Genomic DNA, 24835 nt, shown 5'->3' with positions numbered 1-24835 from the left:
CCGGAGGTCAGAGGTTGGCCGGGGCGGGCTCAGGAGGTCGCGACGAGGGTGGTGTCCGAGACCGTGAAGGCGTCGGCCGGCGCATAGGTCACGTCACCGACGACCTTGCCCGCGGCGCGCAGGTCGGCCTCGGCCGCGCGCACCAGGTCAAGGTCGGCGTCCGGGCCGCTCATCGTGGTCGCGGAGACCTCGGTGCGCATGCCGACCTTGGCCTCGGACTTGGCGCGCCGGACTCCGGCCAGGGCCTGGCCGACGACCTCGAGCATCCGGGGGTCGGCGCCCTCGGCGCCGGCAGCGATCTCGGAGACCGTGGGCCAGGGCTGCCGGTGCACCGAGTCGCTGTGCCACCACGACCAGACCTCCTCGGTGGCGAAGGAGATGACCGGCGCGAGCAGGCGGAGCAGGACGTCGAGCGCGACCTGCAGGCCCGCCCGGGCGGACTCGACCGCCGTGCGGTCCAGGGTCTCGTCGGAGCCGTAGGCGCGCTCCTTGACCAGCTCAAGGTAGTCGTCGCAGAAGGTCCAGAAGAAGGCCTCCGTGACATCGAGCGCCTTGGAGTAGTCGTAGGCCTCGTAGGCGTCCGTCGCCTGCTGGACGACGCGGGCGAGGCCGGCGACCATGGCCCGGTCCAGCGGCTCGCTCACCCGGTTGACCAGGGCGGGAAGGTCCTCTGGCAAGGGCGGCTCGGTGCCCTCGGCCAGCCCGTGCTGGGTCATCCCGAGCGCGAACTTGCTGGCGTTGAGGATCTTGATGGCCAGGCGGCGGCCGACCTTCATCTGCGAGGCGTCGTCCACGGTGTCCACCCCGGGGCGCGCTGCGGCGGCCCAGTAGCGGACGGCGTCGGTGCCGTTCTGCTCCAGCATGCCCAGCGGCGTCGTCGCGTTGCCCTTGGACTTGGACATCTTCTTGCGGTCCGGGTCCAGGATCCAGCCGTTGACGTAGGCGTCCGTCCACGGCACCGAGTCGTGCTCGAAGTGGGCGCGGACGATGGTCGCGAACAGCCAGGTGCGGATGATGTCGTGGCCCTGCGGCCGCATGTCGAAGGGGAAGACCTTCGCGAACAGCTCGCTGTCGTTGCCCAGCTCACCGTCCGGGCGGCCGGCCACCGGCCAGCCCGCCGCGATCTGCGGGGACAGCGAGGAGGTGGCCCACGTGTCCATGACGTCGGTGTCGGCCGTGAAGCCGCCGGGGACGTCACGCTGCTCACTGGTGTAACCGTCCGGGACGTCGGTCACCGGGTCGACCGGGAGCCGGGACACGTCCGGGGTGAGCACGGTGTCGTAGTCCGTCTCGCCGTCGGCGTCGAGGGCGTACCAGACCGGGAACTGCACGCCGAAGAACCGCTGGCGACTGATCAGCCAGTCGCCGTTGAGCCCCTCCACCCAGTTCCGGTAGCGCGAGCGCATGAACGCCGGGTGGAAGTCGATCTGCTCGCCGCGCCCGACCAGGGCGGCATTGAGCTCGGCGTCCTTGCCGCCGTTGCGGATGTACCACTGCCGGCTGGTGACGATCTCCAGGGGCTTGTCGCCCTTCTCGAAGAAGTTGGCCTTGCGCTGGGTCGGCGTCGGCTCACCGTCCAGGTCACCGGACGCCTGCAGGGCCTCGACCACGGCCTTGCGTGCACTGAACGTGGTCTTCCCGGCCAGCTCCGCGGCATACAGCTGCTCGCCGGGACCACCGGCCAGCCACTCTGGCGTCTCGCCCTGCAGCCGGCCGTTGCGGGTGATCACCGAGCGGGTCGGCAGCGACAGCTCGCGCCACCAGATGACGTCGGTCAGGTCACCGAAGGTGCAGCACATCGCGATGCCGGCACCCTTGTCCATCTCGACCATCGGGTGCGCCAGCACCGGCACCTCGACCCCGAACAGGGGTGAGCGGACCGTGCTCCCGAACAGGGCGGCATACCGCTCGTCGTCGGGGTGGGCGATCAGGGCGACCACCGAGGGGATGAGCTCGGGTCGGGTCGTCTCGATGTAGACGGGGTCGGCGCCGGTGTGGAAGGCCACCCGGTGGTAGTGCCCGGGGTAGTCGCGGGCCTCGAGCTCGGCCTGGGCGACCGCGGTCTGGAAGGTGATGTCCCACAGGCCCGGGGCCTCGGAGGTGTAGGCCTCGCCGCGGGCCAGGTTGTTGAGGAAGGCCTGCTGGGCGACGGCGCGGGACCGGTCGTCGATGGTGCGGTACTGGACGTTCCAGTCGATGCTCAGTCCCAGCCGGCGGAAGGTGTCCTCGAAGGTCTTCTCGTCCAGGACGGTGAGCTCCTCGCAGAGCTCGATGAAGTTCGACCGGCCGATCGGCACCTGGTTGGCCGCCTTGCTCGAGCTGTTGCTGCCACCCTGCTGCGGCGGCGTGAAGTCCGGGTCGTGGGGCAGCGTCGCGTCGCCGCGGACGCCGTAGTAGTTCTGCACCCGCCGCTCGGTGGGCAGCCCGTTGTCGTCCCAACCGATCGGGTAGAAGACGTGCTTGCCGCTCATCCGCTGGTAGCGCGCCAGGCAGTCGGCCTGCGTGTAGCCGAAGACGTGACCGACGTGCAGGCTGCCGCTCGCGGTCGGCGGGGGCGTGTCGACGGCGAAGATCTGCTCCCGGGGACCGGCCAGGGCCGCCTCGCGGTCGAAGGCGTAGGTGTCCTGCTCCTGCCATACGGCCGCCCACTTGGCCTCCAGCCCGTCGACGGACGGCTTGTCCGGCAGGGTCACCGGGGTCAGGCGTGCGGACTGTGTGGCATCAGTGGTCATGGGCGGCATTCTCCCATCCCCGGCAGGGCCGGACGAACCTGGTTTCGGCGGCCGCCGGTCACCTCCGGTCGGGTCGCGTCCCGGTCCCGACCCGGTGCGCCGGGAACGGGCATCCATCAACGTCGCGCACTGCGCGGTTGTTCCCCAATTTGGTCACGGTTTGGCAAAGTCTGGTCCCTTGGGTTGCCTGACGGTCCCGATGCGAGTTCTCTGTAGTGATGTTGCACACCCCCGTGATCGTGCCCCCGACCCAGGCGACGGAACCCACCGGAGCCCTGGCCGACATCGAGAAGGCGATCAACGACGCCTTCGAGCCGATCGCCAAGGTCTTCGGTGAGATCGTCTTCTTCCAGATCCCGGGGTGGGAGACGGGCCCACCGTTCGTGGTCCTCTGGCTGGTCGTGGGCGCGGTCATCTGCACGCTGTACTTCGGGCTGATCCAGGTGCGCGGCTGGACCACCGCGTTCGACGTCGTCAGGGGCAAGTTCAGCTCGCCCGACGACCCCGGGGAGGTCACCCACTTCCAGGCGCTGGCCTCGGCCCTGTCCGGCACCGTCGGGCTGGGCAATATCGCCGGCGTCGCGATCGCGGTCACGCTGGGAGGGCCGGGCGCGACCTTCTGGATGATCCTGGCCGGGCTGCTCGGCATGGCGACGAAGTTCGCCGAGTGCACCCTCGGGGTGAAGTACCGCGAGATCAACGAGGACGGCACGGTCTCCGGCGGCCCGTTCAAGTACCTGTTGGTCGCCTACGGCAAGATCCACGGCGGCCTGGCCACGGTCATGACCGGCATCTACGCCGTGGCCATCCTGGTGTTCGGCGTCGCCGGCGGCAACATGTTCCAGGCCAACCAGACCTACGCCCAGGTGAGTGAGGTCACCGGCGAGGACAGCTTCCTGTCCGGCAGCGGCGCGGCCCTCATCTTCGGCCTCGTCCTGGCAGGCCTGGTCGCTCTGGTCATCATCGGCGGGATCCGCTCGATCGCCCGGGTCACCGACAAGCTGGTGCCGTCGATGGCGGTCCTCTACATCCTCTGCTGCCTGACGGTGCTGATCGTCAACGCCTCGCACATCCCATCGGCCCTGACCGGGATCTTCTCCGGGGCCTTCAACCCTGAGGGTGTTGCCGGAGGCATCATCGGCGTGATGATCGTCGGTATGCAGCGGGCGGCCTTCTCCAACGAGGCAGGTCTGGGGTCGGCGGCCATCGCGCACTCCGCGGTCAAGACCCGCCGCCCGGTCTCGGAGGGCTTTGTCGCCCTGCTGGAGCCGTTCGTGGACACGGTCATCATCTGCACGATGACCGCGCTGACCATCGTGGTCGCCGACACCGCCCTCTACGGCACCTCGCGCGACCAGGTGGCGGCCGGTGAGGTGCCCGACGTCAACGGCGTGCTGCTCACCTCCGACGCCTTTGAGTCCGTCGTCTCGTGGTTCCCGATCCTGCTGGCCATCGCCGTCGCCCTGTTCGCCTTCAGCACCCTGATCACCTGGTCCTACTACGGGCTCAAGGCCTGGGAGCACCTGTTCGGCCGGTCCCGGGGCTCGGAGATCCTCTACAAGGTCATCTTCTGCACCTTCACCGTCCTGGGCTGCGTGCTGACCCTCGGTGAGGTCGTCAACTTCGCCGACTCGGCCCTGTTCATCTGCGCCTTCGTCAACATCCTGGGGCTGTACCTCATGCTGCCGGTCATCAAGCGCGAGATGACGGAGTACCTCGCCGACCGCAAGAGCGGCAAGCTGGCGCAGTACGGCCTCCGCGACCACGAGAAGGACGTGCCGCTGCACGAGCTCTGAGCCGCAAGCGGTCGGGCCCGGCCGCCGACGCCGCGCGGTCGCTGCGCCTCAGGCGAAGACCCGACCGGGGTTCATGATCCCCAGCGGGTCGAAGAGGGCCTTGACCTGGCGCTGCCGGGCCACCTCCGCGGCGCCGAGCTCGCCCTCCAGCCACGGCGCCTTCAGCGTGCCGACGCCGTGCTCACCGGTGAGCGTGCCGCCCAGGGACCACGCGGTCTCCACCACCTCGTGGAACGCCGCCTGCGCCGCCGCGACCTCAGCGGGGTCCTGGTTGTCGTAGAAGAAGCACGGGTGCAGGTTGCCGTCGCCGGCGTGCCCTCCGCTGGTGGCCTGCAGGCCGTGCCGGTCCGCGATCTCGTGCACGGCCCGGACCAGGTCGCCCAGCCGCGCGACCGGCACGCAGACGTCCTCGATCATCCGCGGCCCCCGCGCCTCGAGCGCGGGGTTGAGGGCCCGGCGGCCCTGCAGGAGCAGGTCGGCCTCGACCGGGTCGTCGGCCACCGCGACGTCGGAGGCCCCCGCCGAGGTGAGGATCTCGGCATACGCCAGCACGTCCTCGTGCGCGTGCCCGACCCGGTCGGACTGGACGAGCAGCACGCCACCCGCCCCGGACGGGAAGCCGAAGTCGCCGTAGTCCTGGATCGCGGCGACGCTGGCCCCGTCGAGCAGCTCCAGCAGGCTCGGGGTGTGCCGTTGCCCGCGGAGCGCGGCGACGCCGTCCATCGTGGCCTCGAGGGTGTCGAAGACGGCGAGCACCGTCAGCGCGGGGTCGGGGGCGGGCACCAGCCGCAGTACCGCCTCTGTCACCACCCCGAGCGTGCCCTCGGAGCCGACGAACAGCCCGGTGAGGTCATAGCCCGTGACGCCCTTGGCGGTGCGCCGCCCGGTCCGCATCACCTCACCACCAGCCAGCACCACCTCCAGCCCGCGCACGTAGTCGGCGGTGACGCCGTACTTCACGCAGCACAGGCCACCGGCGTTCGTCGCGATGTTGCCGCCGATAGTGCAGGAGGCCGAGCTCGCCGGGTCCGGGGGATAGGCCAGGCCGTAGCCGCGCAGGTGGCTCTTGAGGTCGGCGTTCACCACCCCGGGGCCCACCACGGCGATCCGCTCGACCGGGTCGACCTCCACGGCAGTGAGGGCCTCGGTGTTGAGCACGATGCCGCCCTCGAGGGCGACGGCCGCCCCCGTCGTCGCGGTGCGTGCACCCTGGGGGACGACCGGGACCCGGTGCGCCGCGGCATACCGCAGCACCTCGATCACGTCACTGCGGTCCCGCGCCCGGACGAGCGTGAACCCGTCCGGGGCCACCGCCCCGGGGCTGGCGTCCACGCCGTAGGTGCGCGCGACGTCACGGTCGGTCACCACTCGGTCCCGGAGGCTCTCAGGAAGGTCGTGCATAGCACCACTACACACCACGCGGACGACCGGGAGCACGTGCGGGTCACTCAGGGGCGGTCCGAACCTCCCCAAGAACGTGCAGGGCGCGTTCCGAACCTCCCCAAGAATGGGCGTACCATGGGGCGCAGGCGTCTGAGCCGTCATCAGCGGCAAGCCTCCGGAAGAACGGGCCCCACAGTCAGCGGTGGGGCCTCACTAGAACCGGACGGGTGGGCCCGTCACAGCCTGGACCAGAGCGGTCGTATGCCGTGGCACCAGCAGGTGCGCGCGTGCGGCAAGCGAGGTGGTACCGCGGCGCCCGGCGTCGTCCTCGTGCACAGTGAGTGGACGAGAAGACGACCGAGCAGGAGCGCCCAGAGATGACCTACCCCAAGGTCGACACCGCCGGACAGGGACTGACCGCGTCCCCCGACTTCCCCAGCCTCGAGCAGGCCGTGCTGGCCTACTGGGAGGAGCACGGCACCTTCGCCAAGAGCGTCGAGCAGCGCGAGGCCGGTGAGGACGGCTCCAACGAGTTCGTCTTCAACGACGGACCGCCCTTCGCCAACGGCCTGCCCCACTACGGGCACCTGCTGACCGGTTACGTCAAGGACGTCGTCCCGCGCTACCAGACGATGCGCGGCCGCCGGGTCGAGCGCCGCTTCGGCTGGGACACCCACGGCCTGCCCGCCGAGCTGGAGGCGATGAGCCAGCTGGGCATCAAGACCAAGGACGAGATCCTCGAGCTGGGCATCGAGGAGTTCAATGCCGCCTGTCGCAGCTCGGTGCTGAGGTACACCGACGAGTGGCAGGAGTACGTCACGCGCCAGGCCCGGTGGGTCGACTTCGAGAACGACTACAAGACGCTCAACCCCGGCTACATGGAGTCGGTGATCTGGGCCTTCAAGCAGCTCTACGACAAGGGCCTGGCCTACGAGGGCTTCCGGGTGCTGCCCTACTGCTGGAACGACCAGACGCCGTTGTCCAACCACGAGCTGCGGATGGACGAGGAGGTCTACCAGGTCCGGCGCGACCCGGCGGTGACCGTCGGCCTGCGGGTGCTGCCCGAGGACGGCGCTCCCGAGGACGACGTCCTGGCCGGTGCCCTCGCGCTGGTCTGGACGACGACACCCTGGACCCTGCCCTCCAACCTGGCGATCATGGTCGGGGAGGACATCGACTACGTCGTGGTGGAGGGCGACTACACGGGCCGCACCGAGCGCTACCTGCTCGCCGAGGCCCGGCTGGGCGCCTACCAGCGGGAGCTGGGTGAGGAGCCCACCGTCGTCGGCCGCTTCACCGGTGCCGAGCTGGCGGGCCGGTCCTACGCGCCGCCGTTCAGCTACTACGCCGGCTGGGAGCGGGCGCACCGCCTGGTCGTGGCCGAGTTCGTCACGACCACGGACGGCTCCGGCCTGGTCCACACCGCCGGCGCGTTCGGTGAGGACGACAAGGTGGTCACCGACCGCGAGGGCATCGAGGCCGTGATGCCCGTGGGTGCCGACGGGTGCTTCACCAGCCCCGTCGAGGAGTACGCCGGGATGCTGGTCTTCGAGGCCAACGGCCCGATCATGGACCACCTGAAGGCGGCCACCCGGGCCCAGGACCCGGCCCGCGAGGGCGAGGAGCTGGACCGTGGCGCGGTCACGGAGGGCACGGTGCTGCTGCGCCGCGAGGCCTACGACCACTCCTACCCGCACTGCTGGCGCTGCCGGGAGCCGCTGATCTACAAGGGCGTGTCGTCCTGGTTCGTCGAGGTGACGAAGTTCAAGGACACGATGCTGCGCACCAACGAGGACATCACCTGGGTGCCCGAGCACGTCAAGCACGGCCAGTTCGGCAAGTGGCTGGCCAACGCCCGCGACTGGTCGATCTCGCGGAACCGCTTCTGGGGCAGCCCGATCCCGGTGTGGAAGTCGGACGACCCGGCCTACCCGCGGATCGACGTCTACGGCTCCTTCGAGGAGATCGAGGCCGACTTCGGCCGGCTGCCGCGCAACCGTGACGGCGAGGTGGACCTGCACCGGCCGTTCGTGGACGACCTGACCCGGCCGAACCCCGACGACCCCACGGGGCGGTCCACGATGCGTCGCGTCGAGGACGTGCTCGACGTGTGGTTCGACTCCGGGTCGATGCCGTTCGCGCAGTGGCACTTCCCGTTCGAGAACACGGAGTGGTTCGAGCAGCACTACCCGGCGGACTTCATCGTGGAGTACATCGGCCAGACCCGCGGCTGGTTCTACACCATGCACGTGCTGGCCGCGGCGCTCTTCGACCGGCCGGCCTTCGAGACCTGCATCAGCCACGGCATCGTGCTGGGCAGTGACGGTCAGAAGATGTCCAAGTCGCTGCAGAACTACCCGGACGTCCGTGAGGTCTTCAACCGCGACGGCGCCGACGCGATGCGCTGGTTCCTCATGAGCAGCCCGATCCTGCGCGGTGGCAACCTCATCGTCACCGAGCAGGGGATCCGCGACGGCGTCCGCCAGGTGCTCATCCCGCTGTGGAACGCGTGGTACTTCTTCGCGCTCTACGCCAACGCCGGCGGCCTCGAGGCGAAGTGGTCGACCGCGTCCACCCACGACATGGACCGCTACATCCTGGCCAAGACGGCCGACTTCGTCACCGAGGTGCAGCAGGCCCAGGACGACTTCCACATCGCCGCGGCCTGCGACGCCGTCCGCTCCTTCGTCGATGTGCTCACCAACTGGTACATCCGCGGCTCGCGGGACCGGTTCTGGGCCGAGGACCAGGCGGCGTTCGACACGCTCTACACGGTGCTCGAGGTGACCTGCCGGGTCGCGGCGCCGCTGCTGCCGCTGACCACCGAGGAGGTATGGCGCGCGCTCACCGGAGGTGAGTCGGTGCACCTGACCGACTGGCCGGCCGCGGAGGACCTGCCGCAGGACGACGACCTCGTCGCCGCCATGGACACCGTGCGGGAGGTCTGCTCGGTCACGCTCGGCCTGCGCAAGGCGGACCGGCTGCGGGTGCGGCTGCCGCTGTCCTCCCTCACGGTCGTCACGGCCTACCCCGAGGGTCTGCGCGCCCTGACCGACATCGTCCGCGAGGAGGTCAACGTGCGTGAGGTCACGGTGCTGGACCTCGCCGAGGCCTCCGCCTCCGACTTCGGGGTGGAGCAGCGCCTGAGCGTGAACGCCCGGGCGGCGGGACCGCGGCTGGGTCGCGACGTCCAGACCGCGATCCGGGGTGCCAAGTCCGGTGACTGGTCCGTTGCCGAGGACGGCACCGTGACCGCGGGCGGCCTGGAGCTGGTCGAGGGCGAGTTCACCCTGGAGACCGTGGTGGCCGAGACGGCGGAGGGCACCTCGCAGGCGACCGCCATGCTGCGTGCCACCGGAGGTTTCGTGGTGCTGGACACCCAGGTCACCGACGACCTCGCGCGGGAGGGCCTGGCCCGTGACCTGGTCCGTGCCGTCCAGGGGGCCCGCAAGGAGGCCGGTCTGCAGATCACCGACCGGATCAGCCTCACCGTCGTCGGTGACGACGACGTGTGGGACGCCGCGATGGCCCACCAGCAGCTGGTGATGTCCGAGACACTGGCCGTCCAGTTCGGCGCCGCCGGCGCGGGCACCCCGCTGCCCCCGAAGGTGAGGCACGGCCTGGGGGGTGGCACCGACCCGGACGGCGGCACCCAACCCCGCATCACGTCATACGTCACCGCCGCCGAGCTGGATGGTGGCCGGACGGTGGAGCTGCTGATCACGAAGGTGGACGCCCGATGACCCCCGACGACAACCCACCGGCACGCAGGGACAGGCCCGGCCAGCCGGACCCGGAGGTCCTGGCGCGCATGGCGCAGGTGACCGAGGAGATCCTGGCCCGCTCACCCGAGAACGTCGTCGAGCCGACCCTGGACCGGGTGGCGCAGGTGATGGACCTGCTCGGGCAGCCGCAACGGAACTTCCCGGTGATCCACCTCACCGGCACGAACGGCAAGACCTCCACCACCCGGATGATCGAGCGGCTGCTCCGGGAGCTCGGTCTGACCACGGGTCGCTTCACCAGCCCCCACCTGCACGACCTGCGCGAGCGCATCTCGATCGCCGGTGAGCCGGTCGACCACGAGCGCTTCCTTGCCGCCTATGACGACGTCCTGCCGTTCGTCCAGATGGTGGACGAGACCTCCGTCGCGGCCGGTGGCCCGCGGATCACCTACTTCGAGCTGCTCGTCATCATCGCGTATGCCGTGTTCTCCGACGCACCGGTCGACGTCGCCGTCGTGGAGGTCGGGCTGGGTGGCGTCTGGGACGCGACGAACGTCGCTGACGGCACGGTCGCCGTCGTCACCCCGATCGCGATCGACCACACCAGGCTGCTCGGCGACAACCTCATCGACATCGCCACGGAGAAGTCCGGCATCATCAAGTCGGACTCGATCGCCGTGCTCGGCACCCAGGAGGACGAGGTCATGCAGCTGCTCCTGGAGCGCTGCGACGAGGTCGGTGCGAGCGCCCAGGTCGAGGGGCTGGCCTACGGCGTCCTGGAGCGGGAGGTCGCCGTCGGCGGACAGCTGGTGTCCCTGCGCGGTCTGGCCGGCGACTACCGCGACGTGTTCCTGCCGCTGTTCGGCGCCCACCAGGTGCACAACGCGGCCCTCGCGGTCGCGGCGGTCGAGGCCTTCGTCGGCGGGGGAGAGCAGCCGCTCGATGCCGACGTCGTGCGCGCCGCGTTCGCCGGGGTCACCTCCCCGGGGCGCCTGGAGATCGTCCGGCGCAGCCCCACGGTCATCGTCGACGCGGCGCACAACCCGGCCGGGGTCGCCGCGATGGCCGAGGCGATCCGGGAGTCGTTCACGTTCCACCGGCTGGTCGGCGTCGTGGCAGTGCTCCAGGAGAAGGACGCCTCCTCCATGCTCGAGCTGCTCGAGCCGCTGCTGGACCACATCGTCGTGTCGCGGAGCAGCTCGCCGCGCTCCATCCGGCCCGACCGGCTGGGCGCCATGGCGGTCGAGCTGTTCGGCGAGGACCGGGTGACTGTCGTCAACGAGCTGCCCGACGCGCTCGACATCGCCGGCGGCCTCGCCGACGAGGGCGGCATGACCGGCGCCGTGCTGGTGACCGGCTCCATCACGACGGTCGCCGACGCCCGGATGCTGTTGGGCGCCGACCGCCGGGGTGACCAGCACCCGTGAGCTGGCTGCGGCACCTCCGCTTCTCCGGCGTGCCCGGGAAGATCACGCGACGGCTGACCTCGATCGTGCTGATCGGGCTGGCGCTCACCCTGTTCTTCGGCGGGCTGGCGGCCCGGCAGCTCGAGCTCGCCGTGGACGGTGACAGCGGCCGGGCGGACCTGCTGCTGGTCGGGGGGATCGTGCTGGCGGTGCTCGCGCTCGTCGCCGCGGGGGCCCTGCGCCGTCCGTGGGGCCTCACCCTGGGCTGGGTCCTGCTGGGGCTCACCGCCGTGAGCACGTTCCTGCTGACGGCTATGGGGATCGTCACCCTCATCTTCGGCGCGTTGTGGGTGCTGGCGCTGGTGCAGGGGGCCAGCATGGAGGAGATGACCAGGGACTGGATCGCCGAGCACGGGGACGTGCACCCCGACGAGCAACCCCACCCCGCCCCCCAACCCGACCGAGCGCACGGTGACCCGGAAAACAAGCCCACCGAGCGCACGGAGTCACGTGGTCCTGACCCCACCGAGCGCACAGAACGCGAGGGCGACACCTGATGGGATACCTCGAGGCACTGTTCCTCGGGCTGGTGCAGGGACTGACCGAGTTCCTGCCGATCAGCTCGAGCGCGCACCTGTCGATCGTGGGCCAGCTGTTCGGCTGGGGTGACCCGGGCGCCGCGTTCACCGCGATCAGCCAGCTCGGCACCGAGGCCGCGGTCCTGGTCTTCTTCTGGCGTGACATCGTCCGGATCATCCGGCAGTGGGCGCTGTCCCTGGCCGGGCGGGTCCCGCGGGACGACCCGGACGCCCGGATGGGGTGGCTGGTGATCATCGGCTCGCTCCCCATCGGGGTCCTCGGCTACACGCTCCAGGACTGGATCGAGACCGACCTGCGCAGCCTGTGGCTCACGGCCACCATGCTGCTCGTCTTCGCCCTGGTGATCTTCGCCGCGGACCGGTTCGCCGCGCGGGTGCTCCGGCCCCGGGGGCTGCGGCAGATCACCTGGCGCGACGGCATCCTCTACGGGCTCGCGCAGTCCATGGCCCTGATCCCCGGCGTCTCCCGCTCCGGCGGCACCATCGCGGCCGGTCTGTTCATGGGCTACAGCCGGGAGACTGCGGCCCGCTACAGCTTCCTGCTGGCGATCCCCGCGGTGATCGGCTCCGGTCTGTTCCAGGTCGCCAAGCTCTCGGACGCGGCGACGCCACCGGTGTGGGGGCCCATCGTGGCTGCCACCGTGCTGGCGTTCGTGGTCGCACTCGCGGTGATCGCCTGGTTCATGCGCTACATCAGCACCCACACGTTCACGCCGTTCGTGATCTACCGGATCGGGCTGGCGCTCCTGCTGTTCGCGCTGCTCGGCACGGGTGTGCTCGTCGCCTGAGCGCCGGGGTGGTGCTGGGCGGCGAACCGGGCGACCCGGGCGATCGTCGTCTCGTCCCGGAGCAGCTGCCGGTGGCCGAGGCCGTCGGTGAGCACGAGCTCGGCGCCGGGCCAGGCGCGCGCGATGTCGACCGACCCTCTGGCCGGCGCCATCCGGTCGCCCCGGTCGTGGATGGACAGCAGTGGTGGGACGGTCCCTGCGTCGACCAGGCGGCGCGACATGCCAGGCACGTCGAAGGCCGTGAACGGGTGCCCGACCCTCCGCTCGACGCGTCGGGCAAGCAAGTGCGTGGTCCGCGGGCCCAGGTCCAGCGAGTGCCGGAAGGCGTCGACCATGGGCTCCACCGCGGCGGTGGCGGCGAGGAAGGCGTAGGCGCCCGCCCCTGTGCTGCCACGCTCGCGAGCCCACATGACTGACATGGCGCCGATGGAGTGGGCTACCACGAGGTCGGCCGGGCCCTGCTGCCAGACCACCGCGGCGAAGGCGTCGGCGATCTCCATCACGCGCGAGGACCGGGGCCCGTAGTGGCCGGGTGGTGAGTCTCCGTGGCTGGGCGCATCGTGGGCCACGACGCGGTAGCCAGCCTCCAGCAGGGGGCCGACGAAGCCGGAGAGCTGTTGCCACCATCCCGCCCAGCCGTGGACGAGGTGCGCGGTCGGGGCGTCGTCGGGACCGTAGACCTGTCCGCGGACCGTGAGACCACCGTGGACGGTGGTGAAGGCCCGTCCGCCCGGGGGCGTGCTGTGACGGCGCGACGCGGGGTCGGGTGGTGGCGTGAGCCGGAACCACTGGTGGTCCGCGAGTCGCGCGGCCAGGGCAGGAGCGACAGTGTCCAGGGCCGCGAAGGCCGTCCGCTGCGGGACGGGCGCACGACCCGGCAGTGCGAGCGGGAGGTCCTCGGTGCGCACGCGGGCGTCATCGAGCTCATCCGCGACGGGAATGTCACGAACGGTCGTGCTTTTTTGCAGAGACATGGCAGTTCCTTCGAGGTGGTGCTGGGTCGTGTGTGGCCCGCGTCCCTAGGGGCGCAGGTCCCTGAGGAGGCGTTCGAAGGCGGTGCGCGTGCGGTTCGCGGCGGCACGGTCGCGGAGCAGTCGGGCCGCGAAGTGGTAGCCGAGCATCATGCCGTTGATGTCGTGCGCCACCTGGGCGGGGTCCACGTCGGCGCGGAAGTGTCCCTCGGTGACGCCGCCTGCCACCACGCGGGCCAGCGATGCCAACCATCCGGTCTGCTGGCTGACGACGCGGTCGCGGACGGGTCCGTCGGGCTCGTCGTCGAACTCCCGGGCCGCCGTGACGAAGATGCACCCGCCGGGGAGTGCGTAGTCGGCGTAGCCGTCCCAGCCGAGCCAAAGCTCGACGAGGAAGCGGAGCCGCGGCTCTCCCCGCGGCTGCTCCAGCGACGGCGTGAGCACCCGGCCGATGAACACACGGCCCGCGAAGTCCAGCACGTCGACCTGCAGCTGTTCCTTGGACCGGAAGTGGGCATAGAGGCCGCTCTTGGACATCTCCAGTGCCTCGGCCAGCCCACCGATGGTGATGCCTTGCAGGCCGACGTGGCTCGCCTGTGCGAGGGCCTCGCGCAGCACGGCCTCCCGCGTCTGCTCGCCCTTCGTCGCGCTGATCGTCACCTCACAAGAAAAGCACGAGCGTGCTGTTCTGCACAAGGGGATTTCGAGGAGTCTCGCCAGCCCTGACCGGCGACTGGCCCGGCCCTCCCACTCGGTAGGGTGGGCGCCGTGAATGAGCAGATCGAGCGGTCCCTGGTCATGGTCAAGCCCGACGGCTACCGTCGCGGACTCAGCGGGGAGGTGCTGCGCCGCGTCGAGGCCAAGGGTTACACCCTGGTCGCGCTGGCGGTGGTCACCCCGACGGCTGAGCAGCTGGCCACGCACTACGCAGAGCACGAGGGCAAGCCCTTCTACGAGCCGCTCGTCGAGTTCATGATGTCCGGGCCGGTGACCGCCGCCGTCATCGAGGGGCACCGCTGCATCGAGGGCTTCCGCGCGCTCGCCGGCGCCACCGACCCGAGCGCAGCGCTGCCCGGGACGATCCGGGGCGACCTGGGGCGCGACTGGGGCCTGAAGGTCCAGCAGAACATCGTGCACGGCTCCGACTCCGCGGAGTCCGCCGCGCGCGAGATCGGCATCTGGTTCCCCGAGCTGGGCTGACCGCCCGAGGGCTCACGCACCGAGAGAGCGGTCGACGCCGCGCTCACCCCTCGCTAGGCTCGTCGCGACCGTGCCCCACCCGGGTGGCACCCAGGTCAGGAGCCAGATCGACGTGCGCATCGGCATACTCACCGGCGGGGGAGACGTCCCCGGACTGAACCCGTGCATCAAGGCGGTCGTCAACCGGGTCCACGAGGAGGGGCACGAGGTCGTCGGCATCCGCCGCGGCTGGGGCGGCCTGCTCGGGACCGACCCCGAGGACCCCGAGTCGGTGGCGCGCAACCTGGTCCCGCTGGATCCGGGGGCGGTGCGCACCGTCGACCGCAGCGGGGGCACCTTCCTGCACAGCTCCCGCACCAACCCCGGCAGGGTCGCGCCGTCGGACGTGCCGGACTTCCTGGCCGGCTCGGTCGGCGGCGACGGGCCGTACGACCTCACCGGGCACGCACTGAGGGTGATCGAGCACGCCGGGATCGACGTGCTCATCCCGATCGGTGGCGACGACACGCTCTCCTACGGCCTGCGGATGCACCAGGAGGGCGTGCCGACGATCGCCATCCCCAAGACGATGGACAACGACGTCAACGGCACCGACTACTGCATCGGCTTCTCCACGGCGGTGACGCGGGGTGTCCAGTTCATCCACAACCTGCGCACCTCCACCGGCTCGCACGAGCGGATCGCGGTCGTGGAGCTGTTCGGCCGCTACTCCGGGGAGACCTCGCTGATCACGGCGTATCTCGCCGGCGTCGACCGGGCCCTGATCCCCGAGGTGCCCTTCGACCTCGACCGGGTCTGCGCCCTTCTGATGGCGGACAAGGCGGCGAACCCGTCGAACTACGCGATGGTGACCATCTCCGAGGGCGCGACGATCGCCGGTGGGGAGATGATGCTGTCCGGCGAGGCCGACGCCTACGGTCACCGCAAGCTCGGCGGGATCGGACAGGTGACCGGCGAGCTGATCAAGGAGCGCACCGGCGAGGGCATCGTCTACCAGCAGGTGGGCTATCTCATGCGGTCGGGATCGCCCGACTCCCTGGACCTGATGGTCGCCACCAACTACGCGGTGATGGCCGCTGACCTGGCGCTGGACGGCTCGACCGGGCGGATGGTCGCGCTCCGCAACGGCTCCTACAGCAGCGTGCCGATCTCGGTCACGGGGGAGGGCGTCAAGCGCGTGGACGTCGACGAGCTGTATGACGCAGCGGCCTACCGACCGAAGGTGCGGCACGTGCGCGGCAAGCCGATGTTCCTCTACTGAGCCTTGCCAAGAGACCGTATGCCGGACGGCCCGGTCACCCGACGGCGCGAGGCGGTGCGTGGGGTCGGCTGCGCCACACCACCCGCTCCGCCACGGAAGGGACAGGGCCGCAGATTAGGATCGCCGGGTGACTATCGGACGGGGGCTGCTGGGGCGTGACCTCGCCCTGCTGGGGCGTGACCTCGCCCTCGACCTCGGCTCGAGCAGCACCCTGATCCACCAGCAGGGGAACGGCGTGGTCCTGGACCAGCCGACCCTGGTCGCGGTGGACTCGGCCAGCGGACACCTCGTGGCGGCAGGCGACGACGCGGTCGAGATGCTCGGACGCACCCCGGCGAACGTCCTGACGGTCCGGCCCATGGTCGACGGCGTGGTCACCGACGCCGACCTGACCCAGCAGCTGCTGCGCCACTTCATCCACCGCCTGCGGACCTCCCGGCTCATCCGGCCCCGCATGGTGGTGACGGTGCCGAGCAACGTGACCCCCGTCGAGCGCAGGGCCCTCGAGGACACCGCCCTCAACTCGGGCGCGCGTCAGGTCTACGTGCTCGAGGAGGCGATGGCGGCCGCGATCGGGGCCGGGCTCCCGGTGCACGACGCCACTGCGAGCGTGGTCGTCGACATCGGCGGCGGCACCACCGAGGTCGCCGTCATCAGCCTCGGCGGGGTGGTCAACGCACGCAGTCTGCGGGTCGGGGGGGACGACGTGGACGAGGCGGTGGTCGCCGGAGTGCGTGCCGCCCACGACCTGTTGCTCGGTGAGCGCAGCGCGCAGGACATCAAGATCGGCATCGGGTCCGCCTACCCACTCGCCGAGGAGCTGGACCTGCGGGTGCGCGGTCGCGACGTCAGCACCGGGCTGCCCAAGACCGTCACCCTCACCTCGACCCAGGTGCGGCGGATGGTCGAGCCGGCGGTGCTGCAGGTCGTCGACGTCGTCAAGGCCGTGCTGGACATCTGCCCGCCGGAGCTCTCCGGCGACGTCCTGGACAACGGGGTGGTCCTCACCGGCGGTGGGTCGCTGCTGCGCGGCCTGGACGAACGGCTGCAGCGTGAGCTCGGCGTGCCCGTGCGGGTGGCCGACGACCCGGCCCGCGCGGTGATTCGCGGGGCCGGTGCGTGCGTGGACGACTTCTCCGCCCTCGAACGGGTGCTGGTCACCCCGCGCCGGGGCTGACGGTGAGACAGCTCCTCCGGCGGCTCGTTCCGCACCACCTCGGTGGGCTCACCCGACCCGCGCTGCTCGGCATCCTCCTCGCCCTCACGGTCCTGGTGCTGCTGGTGGACCTGGCCCGGCCGTCGGCCACCGCACCGCTTCGCCGGGCGGCGGCCACCGTCCTGGCACCCGCCCAGTCCGCGATGACCGGCTGGACGGACACCGAGCTCACCGACCTCACCCGGGAGCGCGACGCGCTCGATGCACGGGTCAAGGAGCTGGAGGCGCAGGTCAGGACCTCCGAGCAGCTCACCGAGCTGGAGCGGGCGGCCGAGGGGTGGGGCGGCCATGAGCTGCTCCCCGCCCGCGTCGTCGGCTTCTCCTCCGTCGGCACGCCCGTCGGTGGTCGGACGGTGACGATCGACGCCGGCGAGCGGGACGGTGTGGCTGTCGACCAGACCGTGGTCAGCTCCGCCGGCCTGGTCGGCCGGGTGGTGCGGGCAGCTCCCAGCAGCGCCGATGTCGTGCTCCTCGGCGGCTCGGACGTCGTCGTGGGCGTCCGGTTCGGCGAGGACGGCGCCCTCGGCTCGGTCGACGGCCGCGCCGCCCCCGGCCTGCCGCCCCGGGCCTCCGGCGAGCTCACCCTCACGTCCGTCGGCGACAGCGACATCGCCGAGGGTGACCTGGTCACCACCCTGGGCAGCCCCGAGTCGGTCCCGTATGTCGCGGGGATCCCGCTCGGGACCGTCACCTCGGTGGACCCCCACAGCGGGCAGCTCGGCGAGACCGCCGTGGTGGCGCCCTTCGTCGATCCGGACACCCTCGACCTCGTCGCGGTCGTCGTGCTCGGGGGCAACCGGTGAGCACCGTGCCCGCGGTCCTGGCCCGTGCAGCCCTGTTGCTCGGGGCGGTGCTCGTCCCGACGTTCTTCTCCCAGGAGCTACCCGGTCGGCCGGACCTGGCCGTGCTGGTGGTCGCGGCCGCTGCGCTGCTGCACGGACCGGTGACCGGTGCCCTGGTCGGCCTGGCTGCCGGGTGGCTGGTCGACCTGGTGCCGCCGGGCGGGGAGCCGCTCGGTGCGGGTGGTCTCACCTACGCCCTGGCGGGTGCTCTGGTCGGTGCGGTCAGCCGGTGGGGCCCGTGGTCGCCGCTCGTGCCGTGGGTCGCGACCATCGGAGGCGCCGCGGCGATCCAGGCCGTGCGCGGGCTCACGGCGGCAGCCGGAGTCGGCGTCGCACACCCGGGGGACCTGTTCTGGTCGGTCGCCGCCACCGCGCTGTTCGCGCTCCTGCTGCTGCCCCTCCTGATCGGGGTCGAGCGCTTCCTGCTGGAACGGGGATGGGCGTGAGCCGCCGCCCCGACCGCCCGCGGGTCCGGGTGCCCCGCCCCCAGACGAGCCCGCCGGTCGTCCGTTACCACCGCTCGGTGCGACCGCTCTGGGCGCTGATGGCCGTCGTGTTGCTGTTGGGCACGGTGCTGGCCGGGCGTCTGGTGCACCTGCAGGCCCTCAACCACGAGGAGATCGCCGTCGAGGCGGCCGAGGTCAGCACGCGGACTGTTGTCGAGCCGGCGCTCCGCGGGCGGATCCTCGCAGCCGACGGCAGCCCGCTGGCCGCGAACGACCCCGTCGCGGTCGTCACGGTCGAGCCCGAGACGCTGATGGAGGCCGAGGACGAGGGCCGCGCCCTCATCGAGGCGGTGGCGGCCGAGCTCGACCTGCCGGTCAAGGCCTTGTGGGGCCGGACCCGGGTCTGTGGCACCGAGGGGGCGCCACCCGTGCCGTCCTGCTTCTCGGGCTCGCCCTACCAGCCGATCCCGATCGCCTTCGGCGTCGACCCGGTGGAGGCCCTGTCCGTCCTGGAGCGCCCGGAGCGTTTCCCCGGCATCGCCGTCGACACGACACCGGTCCGGTCCTACCCGGCTGCGGAGGTCAACGCGGCCCACGTTCTGGGCTATCTCGGGCGGCCCACGCAGGAGGAGGTGAGTGCCCGGGAGGACCTCACCGCCCTGGAGCTGGTCGGCCGGTCGGGGCTGGAAGCCAGCTATGACGCGGCCCTGCGGGGGACATCCGGTGAGACCACGGTGACGGTGGACCCGCGCGGGGTCGTGACCGGGCGGGTCGACCACCGGGACCCGGTCAACGGTCACGACGTGCTCACCCACCTGGATGCCGGGGTCCAGGGCGCGGTCGAGCGCGTCCTGGAGAAGACGGTGCAGAGCTCCCGGGAGGACGGTTGGCCGGCCCGCTCTGCCGCCGCGGTGGTGCTCGACGTCCGCACCGGCGGCGTCGTCGCCGCCGCCAGCTACCCGACATACGACCCGGACATCTGGACCACCGGCGTGACCCAGGCGGAGTATGACGACCTGACCGGTGAGGAGTCGGGTGCCCCGCTGGTCAACCGCGTCGTCGGGGAGACCTTCCCGCCCGCGTCGACCTTCAAGGCCGTGTCGCTGCCGGCCGCTCTGGAGAGCGGGGTCGACCCGACCGAGGAGTACGCCTGCCCGGGCTCGGTCAGCATCGGCGGACGCCGCTTCACCAACTTCGAGTCCCAGGCCCACGGCGCCCTGAGCGTGCAGGAGATCATGGAGGTCTCCTGCGACACCGTTTTCTACAACTGGGCCTACGACGAGTGGCGGGAGCAGGGCGGGCTGAGCCAGGAGTCCGACCTGACCGACCCGTGGGTGATCGCCTCGGAGGAGTTCGGGCTGGGCCAGCGCACCGGAATCGACCTTCCCGGGGAGGCCACAGGCACGATCCCGGGGCGGGAGTGGAAACGGGCCTTCTGGGAGGCCACGCGCGAGGACAGCTGCGCCCGGGCCGAGGCGGGCTACCCGGAGGAGACGGACCGGGAGCGACGCGAGTTCCTGGAGCAGCTGGCCCGGGAGAACTGCACCGACGGCTGGCAGTACCGCGCCGGGGACGCGGTCAACTTCTCGATCGGCCAGGGAGACCTGGCGGCCACACCGCTGCAGATCGCGACCATCTATGCCGCGGTGGCCAACGGGGGCACGCTGTGGGAGCCGCAGGTGGCCGACCAGGTCCGGACGCCGGAGGGCGAGGTCGTCAAGGACCTCGAGCCGGTGGCGGCAGGGGACATCGGCCTCGACGAGGAGACCCTGGAGATCGTGCGGTCCGGGCTCGAGGGAGTCAACACGGTCGGCACGGGCGCGGGCGCCTTCGCCACCTTCGACCTCTCCGCCTATCCGGTCGCGGGCAAGACCGGCTCGGCGGAGTCCTTCGGTGAGAGCTCGACCGCCTGGTACGCGTCCTACGGGCCCACCACGGACCCGCAGTATGCCGTCGTGGTCGTCGTGGAGGAGGGCGGCTTCGGCGGTGAGGTCGCCGCCCCCGCCGCCCGACAGATCTGGGACGTGCTGGCCCGCCAGTAGGTCAGCTACTCAGGTGCGGGCCGGCCACTGGGCTGCTGCTCAGGCACTGGCAGGCCAGTAGGTCAGCTGCTCAGGCGCTGCCCAGCACTGTCGTGACCGCGTCGCTCCAGATCCTGGCCGCCTCCGTGACGTCGTCCTCCCCGACGACCAGTGCGGGGATGAACCGCACGCACTGGCCCCAGGCGCCGCAGGTGAGCAACAGGAGCCCACGCCTTGCCGCCTCCTGCTGGACGGCGCTCGCCGTCTCGCCGTCGGGCCGGCCGTCGTCGTCCCGGAACTCGTTGGCGATCATCAGGCCCAGGCCGCGCACGTCGGTGATCTGTGGGTGGTGGCCCGCGACGGCCGTCAGGGCGGCCTTCAGCTGTTCGCCGCGGACGGCGCTGTTCTCGACCAGACCCTCCTCGGTGATCACGTCGAGGGTGGCGATGGCGGCGGCGCAGGCCACGGCGTTCGCACCGTAGGTCCCGCCCTGGGATCCGGGCCAGGCCTTCTCCATGAGGGCGTGGGAGGCGGCGATGGCCGACAGTGGAAACCCGGAGGCCAGCCCCTTGGCGGTCACCAGGATGTCCCCACGGGCATCGAAGTGGTCGCCGCCCCAGAACTTTCCGGTGCGGCCCCACCCCGTCTGCACCTCGTCGATGACCAGCAGGATCCCGTGGCGGTCGGCGCGCTCACGCAGTCCGGCCAGAAACTCGGTGCTCGCAGGGACGTAGCCCCCCTCGCCGAGCACCGGCTCCACGAAGAAGGCCGCGGTGTCGTTGGGGGCCGACAGCGTCTGCAGCGTGTAGTCCAGCTGGCGCAGTGCGAACTCGGTCGTCTCCTGCTGCGACCAGCCGAAGTGCCCCGGGTCGGGGAAGGGTGAGACCTGGACGCCGGCCATGAGCGGTGAGAAGCCGGAGCGGAACTTGGTCCCCGAGGTGGTCATCGAGGCGGCGGCCACGGTGCGCCCGTGGAACCCGCCGTGGAAGACGATGACATTGGGCCGACCGGTGGCCTGGCGGGCCAGTCGCAGGGCTGCCTCGATCGCCTCCGAGCCGGAGTTGGCGAAGAAGAGCCTGTCCAGCGTGGTCGGGAGTACCTCACCGAGCCGCTCGGTCAGGGTGAGTAGTGGCTGGTGCATGACCGTCGTGTACTGGCCGTGGATCAGCTGTGCGACCTGTTCCTGTGCCGCAGCGACCACCTTCGGGTGGCAGTGTCCGGTGCTGGTCACGCCGATCCCGGCCGTGAAATCGAGATAGCGACGACCCTCAGCATCGAAGAGATAGACGCCTTCGCCGCGCGTCGCGACCACCGGGGTTGCCTGCTTCAGGACGGGTGACAGTTCGGCCATGGCTCCTACTCCGTGTCTGTTAGATTGTCGACAATCAGCGTATCTCATGGCCGTATCCGTGGTGGAGGAGAGATGAGCACCCAGGTGACGAAGTCGGATCAGAGTCGAGCGAGCACGCAGCCCGTCGCAGGCTCAGCGAGGGAGGCCGCCGTCCTCGAGGCGGTGCCGACCCAGCTGCTCATCGGTGGGCAGTGGCGCGATGCCGAGGGCGGCGCCACGCTCGAGGTGATCGACCCGTCCACAGGCGGGGTCCTGTGCGAGGTGGCGGACGCCACGCCGGCGGACGGGATGGCGGCCCTCGATGCGGCCGTCGCCGCCCAGCCGGGGTTCGCCGCGATGTCGCCTCGCGAGCGTGCAGACATCCTCACCAGGGCGTTCGAGCTGCTGCACGAGCGGATTGACGATCTCGCACTCCTGATGACCCTCGAGATGGGTAAGCCGGTTGCTGAGGCCAAGGGAGAGATTGCCTACGCCGCAGAGTTCTTCCGGCACTTCGCGGGGGAGGCGACCCGGATCAGCGGTGGCTACCAGACCGCGCCCGCTGGTGGCGCGCGGTTCCTCATCGCCCGACAGCCTGTTGGTCCGTGCCTGCTCATCACGCCGTGGAACTTCCCGATGGCGATGGGCACACGCAAGCTGGGCCCGGCCATTGCCGCGGGCTGCACCAGCGTGATCAAGCCCGCCCACCAGACGCCGCTGTCGATGCTGGCACTGGGACAGATCCTGCTGGAGGCGGGCCTGCCCGAGGGAGTCGTCAACATCGTCACCTGCCAGGGCGCAGGGAAGGTGATGGAGCCGCTGATCCGATCGGGCAAGGCCCGCAAGCTCTCGTTCACCGGCTCGACCAAGGTCGGCAAGATCCTGCTGGAGCAGTGTGCGGAGAAGGTGCTGCGCACGTCGATGGAGCTCGGGGGGAACGCACCACTGATCGTCTTCGAGGACGCCGACGTCGAGGAGGCGGTCGCTGGTGCTCTCGCGGCCAAGATGCGCAACATGGGGGAGGCCTGCACCGCTGCCAACCGCATCTATGTGCATGAGTCGATCGCCGAGGAGTTCGGTCGACGGCTGGGCGAGGAGATGAGCAGTATGCCGATGGGCCGGGGGACCGAACCCGGCGTGCGTGTCGGACCGCTCATCGATGAGGCTGCGCAGGACAAGGTCACTGAGTTGGTGACGGACGCCGTCGACCGAGGTGCCACAGTTCTCACCGGTGGGTCCGCGCCAGAGGGGGAGGGCTTCTTCTACCCGCCGACCGTGCTGAGCGGCGTCTCGCCGGAGGCCCGGATGGGAAGCGAGGAGATCTTCGGCCCGGTCGCGGCGATCACGTCGTTCTCCACGGAGGACGAAGTCGTCGCCGCGGCCAACGACACCCCATTCGGGCTGGTGGCCTACGTCTTCACCAACGACCTGCGACGCTCGCTGCGCGTCGCCGAGGCGCTGGAGACGGGCATGGTCGGGCTCAACCAAGGGGTCGTGTCGAACCCGGCCGCACCGTTCGGCGGCGTCAAGGAGTCCGGCCTCGGTCGGGAGGGCGGCGACACCGGCATCGACGAGTTCTTGGAGACCAAGTACATCGGCATCGCTCTCGCCTGACCCCCTGGTCTGGAGCCCCGTTCTGGGGACGAGAGTGGGAGGGATTCGATGGACGCGACCTGATTCCTTCTGTCGCCTGGGACGACTGAGCGCCTGCGTTCATCACGGGCCATTTCGTCAGAAGGGTGGTGGGGCGTCGGGGTCGTGTGTCCAGGGGGTGGTCGGGCCGTCGCTGCGGGGTGTGGCGGTCGTCCCGTCGTTGCTGGGTGTGGCGGTCGTGGTGGACGCGTCTTGGTGGCGGTCGTGTTCGGCGCGGGTGGTGTGGGGGTCGTCCCGTCGTTGCTGGGTGTGGCGGTCGTGGTGGACGCGTCTTGGTGGCGGTCGTGTTCGGCGCGGGTGGTGTGGGGGTCGGGGTGGTAGGTGCGGCGCCCGTTCTGGGGGGTGTGGGTGAGGGTGATCTGGTCCCAGCTGGTGAACTGTTGCTCGGTGTCCCAGGGGTCGTCATCGGCGGCGGCGAGGCGGCCGGTGGGGGGTCGGTAGGACAGGGCCTGGTAGATGGCGGTGTCGACGGCGGCGGCGGGGTCGGTCCCGGCGGCGACCGCGTCGGTGACGTGCTCGGTGGCGGCGGTCAGGAGGCGGGTGTACTGGGTGTAGTCGTGGGCCTTGGTGGTGTAGATCCGTCGCAGCAGGGTGGTCCAGGTGACGTCTCGGTTGGCTGTGATGGTCGCGTCCCAGAGTTTCTTGGTCTTCAGGTCGTGGTGGGGTTCGTGGGCGGCTTGGCCGTTGCTGATGCAGGTGTGTCCGCCGGGGGTGCCGTATTCCTGGACGTGGTCGATCTGGGACAGGGCGGCCGGGCGCAGGCAGCCGGGGGCGCGGCAGAACACGTCGGCGGCGATGATGTAGGCCCGCATCGCCGTGTCGAACCGGTAGGCGGTGGTGGACCGTTCGATGAGGGTCCCGGTGACCGGGTCGGTCAGCAACCGGTACAACGTCGACCCCGGTGTGAGCGCCACCGTGCGGACTTCCTCGGGGGTCAGGAACAGACAGTGCTTGCCGATCACCTCACCCACCCCCACCTCACCAGAGGGCGGACTCCCCACTGCTGCTGTTGGTGGTGGGCGGTCTTCTCCCGCCGAACCGCGAGTCGCTTCGGGGTCGGGACGGTCTTGTCCTGTCGACCGTCGGCGGCTGCTCGGGCAGCGGATGCGGTGGTGGTGGCGCCGCAGGTGCAGGCACAGGTGCAGCTCGCAGGACCCGCAGCCGTGCCGGTCAGGCCTGCGGCGCCGGAGGTGCTGGCCGTGGACGGTGTCCCGGTCCTGGCGGTGTTCCCGAGGGCGGCAGGATTGGCGAGGGCGGTGGGGTTGGCGAAGGCGGCGGGGATGGGGTTGCCCTCGGGATCCACCGGCCCGTGCGTCCCGTTTTCGGGGCCGGGGCTGGTGTTGTGGATGCCGGTGGTGCCGAGGAGGGTGGTGAGGGGGACGATGAGGTTGAGTTGGGCGGTGGGTAGGGCGTGCAGGATTTTGGTGAGCTGGGCGGACTGCTCGGTGGTGATCTGGTCGGGGTCT

The 24835-nt window shown here is 70.8% G+C and carries 17 protein-coding genes and 1 pseudogene; 12 read left to right on the top strand and 6 right to left on the bottom strand.

The window, feature by feature from the left end:
- Positions 1–29: 29 nt before the first annotated feature.
- Positions 30–2732: a valine--tRNA ligase gene (gene valS / locus DA085_RS18250; RefSeq protein WP_109474424.1), complete on the bottom strand. Its 2703-nt coding sequence runs from the start codon at positions 2730–2732 to the stop codon at positions 30–32.
- Between the two features lie 218 nt (positions 2733–2950).
- Here valS and DA085_RS18245 point away from each other — a divergent pair, with 218 nt between their 5' ends.
- Complete coding sequence (locus DA085_RS18245) at positions 2951–4528, top strand: alanine/glycine:cation symporter family protein (RefSeq protein WP_109474423.1); 1578 nt, start codon at positions 2951–2953, stop codon at positions 4526–4528.
- Positions 4529–4576: 48 nt separating this feature from the next.
- Here DA085_RS18245 and DA085_RS18240 read toward each other — a convergent pair whose 3' ends face one another.
- Positions 4577–5893 carry an FAD-binding oxidoreductase gene (locus tag DA085_RS18240; protein ID WP_237565601.1) on the bottom strand — a complete coding sequence of 439 codons (1317 nt, stop codon included), beginning with the start codon at positions 5891–5893 and terminating at the stop codon, positions 4577–4579.
- Between the two features lie 395 nt (positions 5894–6288).
- Between DA085_RS18240 and ileS the strand changes: the two genes are divergently transcribed.
- Genes ileS through DA085_RS18220 form a run of 4 tightly spaced genes read left to right on the top strand, consistent with a single transcriptional unit; the run spans position 6289 to position 12429 of the window.
- Positions 6289–9654, top strand: a complete 3366-nt coding sequence (gene ileS, locus DA085_RS18235) for an isoleucine--tRNA ligase (protein WP_109474526.1) — start codon at positions 6289–6291, stop codon at positions 9652–9654.
- Positions 9651–11063 (top strand): bifunctional folylpolyglutamate synthase/dihydrofolate synthase, encoded by a 1413-nt coding sequence (locus DA085_RS18230; protein WP_109474421.1) that lies wholly within the window; start codon positions 9651–9653, stop codon positions 11061–11063. The genes ileS and DA085_RS18230 overlap by 4 nt, the downstream gene beginning before the upstream one ends.
- Complete coding sequence (locus tag DA085_RS18225) at positions 11060–11599, top strand: DUF4233 domain-containing protein (RefSeq protein WP_109474420.1); 540 nt, start codon at positions 11060–11062, stop codon at positions 11597–11599. Before DA085_RS18230 ends, DA085_RS18225 begins: the two co-directional genes overlap by 4 nt.
- The gene (locus DA085_RS18220; protein WP_109474419.1) at positions 11599–12429 is read left to right on the top strand and encodes an undecaprenyl-diphosphate phosphatase; all 831 of its coding nucleotides are present in this window, start codon (positions 11599–11601) and stop codon (positions 12427–12429) included. Before DA085_RS18225 ends, DA085_RS18220 begins: the two co-directional genes overlap by 1 nt.
- On the opposite strand, the gene DA085_RS18215 is transcribed toward DA085_RS18220, so the two are convergent.
- Both DA085_RS18215 and DA085_RS18210 read right to left on the bottom strand, forming a co-directional pair.
- Positions 12366–13403 (bottom strand): alpha/beta fold hydrolase, encoded by a 1038-nt coding sequence (locus DA085_RS18215; RefSeq protein ID WP_154402253.1) that lies wholly within the window; start codon positions 13401–13403, stop codon positions 12366–12368. The genes DA085_RS18220 and DA085_RS18215 overlap by 64 nt on opposite strands.
- A 45-nt stretch (positions 13404–13448) precedes the next feature.
- Complete coding sequence (locus DA085_RS18210; protein ID WP_237565600.1) at positions 13449–14060, bottom strand: TetR/AcrR family transcriptional regulator; 612 nt, start codon at positions 14058–14060, stop codon at positions 13449–13451.
- 108 nt (positions 14061–14168) lie between these two features.
- Here DA085_RS18210 and ndk point away from each other — a divergent pair, with 108 nt between their 5' ends.
- The 6 genes from ndk to mrdA all read left to right on the top strand — a co-directional run bounded on the left by ndk (position 14169) and on the right by mrdA (position 20407).
- Positions 14169–14600: a nucleoside-diphosphate kinase gene (ndk, locus tag DA085_RS18205; RefSeq protein ID WP_109474417.1), complete on the top strand. Its 432-nt coding sequence runs from the start codon at positions 14169–14171 to the stop codon at positions 14598–14600.
- A 70-nt stretch (positions 14601–14670) separates the two neighbouring features.
- Positions 14671–15861, top strand: coding sequence for a 6-phosphofructokinase (locus DA085_RS18200; RefSeq protein WP_202619310.1), 1191 nt, complete (start codon positions 14671–14673; stop codon positions 15859–15861).
- A 127-nt stretch (positions 15862–15988) separates the two neighbouring features.
- Complete coding sequence (mreB, locus tag DA085_RS18195) at positions 15989–17038, top strand: rod shape-determining protein (protein WP_272914504.1); 1050 nt, start codon at positions 15989–15991, stop codon at positions 17036–17038.
- A 2-nt stretch (positions 17039–17040) separates the two neighbouring features.
- A complete protein-coding gene (gene mreC, locus DA085_RS18190) occupies positions 17041–17880 on the top strand; it encodes a rod shape-determining protein MreC (RefSeq protein ID WP_109474416.1) in 840 nt (279 codons plus the stop codon).
- A complete protein-coding gene (gene mreD / locus DA085_RS18185) occupies positions 17877–18365 on the top strand; it encodes a rod shape-determining protein MreD (protein ID WP_109474415.1) in 489 nt (162 codons plus the stop codon). Before mreC ends, mreD begins: the two co-directional genes overlap by 4 nt.
- Complete coding sequence (mrdA, locus tag DA085_RS18180; protein WP_419866523.1) at positions 18356–20407, top strand: penicillin-binding protein 2; 2052 nt, start codon at positions 18356–18358, stop codon at positions 20405–20407. The genes mreD and mrdA overlap by 10 nt, the downstream gene beginning before the upstream one ends.
- Before the next feature lie 70 nt (positions 20408–20477).
- On the opposite strand, the gene DA085_RS18175 is transcribed toward mrdA, so the two are convergent.
- Positions 20478–21737, bottom strand: coding sequence for an aspartate aminotransferase family protein (locus DA085_RS18175; protein WP_109474414.1), 1260 nt, complete (start codon positions 21735–21737; stop codon positions 20478–20480).
- Positions 21738–21809: 72 nt separating this feature from the next.
- Between DA085_RS18175 and DA085_RS18170 the strand changes: the two genes are divergently transcribed.
- A complete protein-coding gene (locus DA085_RS18170; protein ID WP_109474413.1) occupies positions 21810–23330 on the top strand; it encodes an NAD-dependent succinate-semialdehyde dehydrogenase in 1521 nt (506 codons plus the stop codon).
- A 997-nt stretch (positions 23331–24327) separates the two neighbouring features.
- Here DA085_RS18170 and DA085_RS21190 read toward each other — a convergent pair.
- Positions 24328–24835 (bottom strand): annotated as a pseudogene (locus DA085_RS21190) (hypothetical protein); the annotation flags it as partial.

The organism is Ornithinimicrobium cavernae (genome assembly GCF_003121625.1).
Taxonomy (GTDB): domain Bacteria; phylum Actinomycetota; class Actinomycetes; order Actinomycetales; family Dermatophilaceae; genus Ornithinicoccus; species Ornithinicoccus cavernae.
Note: the sequence above shows the minus strand (reverse complement) of the source record. Positions and strands in the feature narration are given on the sequence as shown.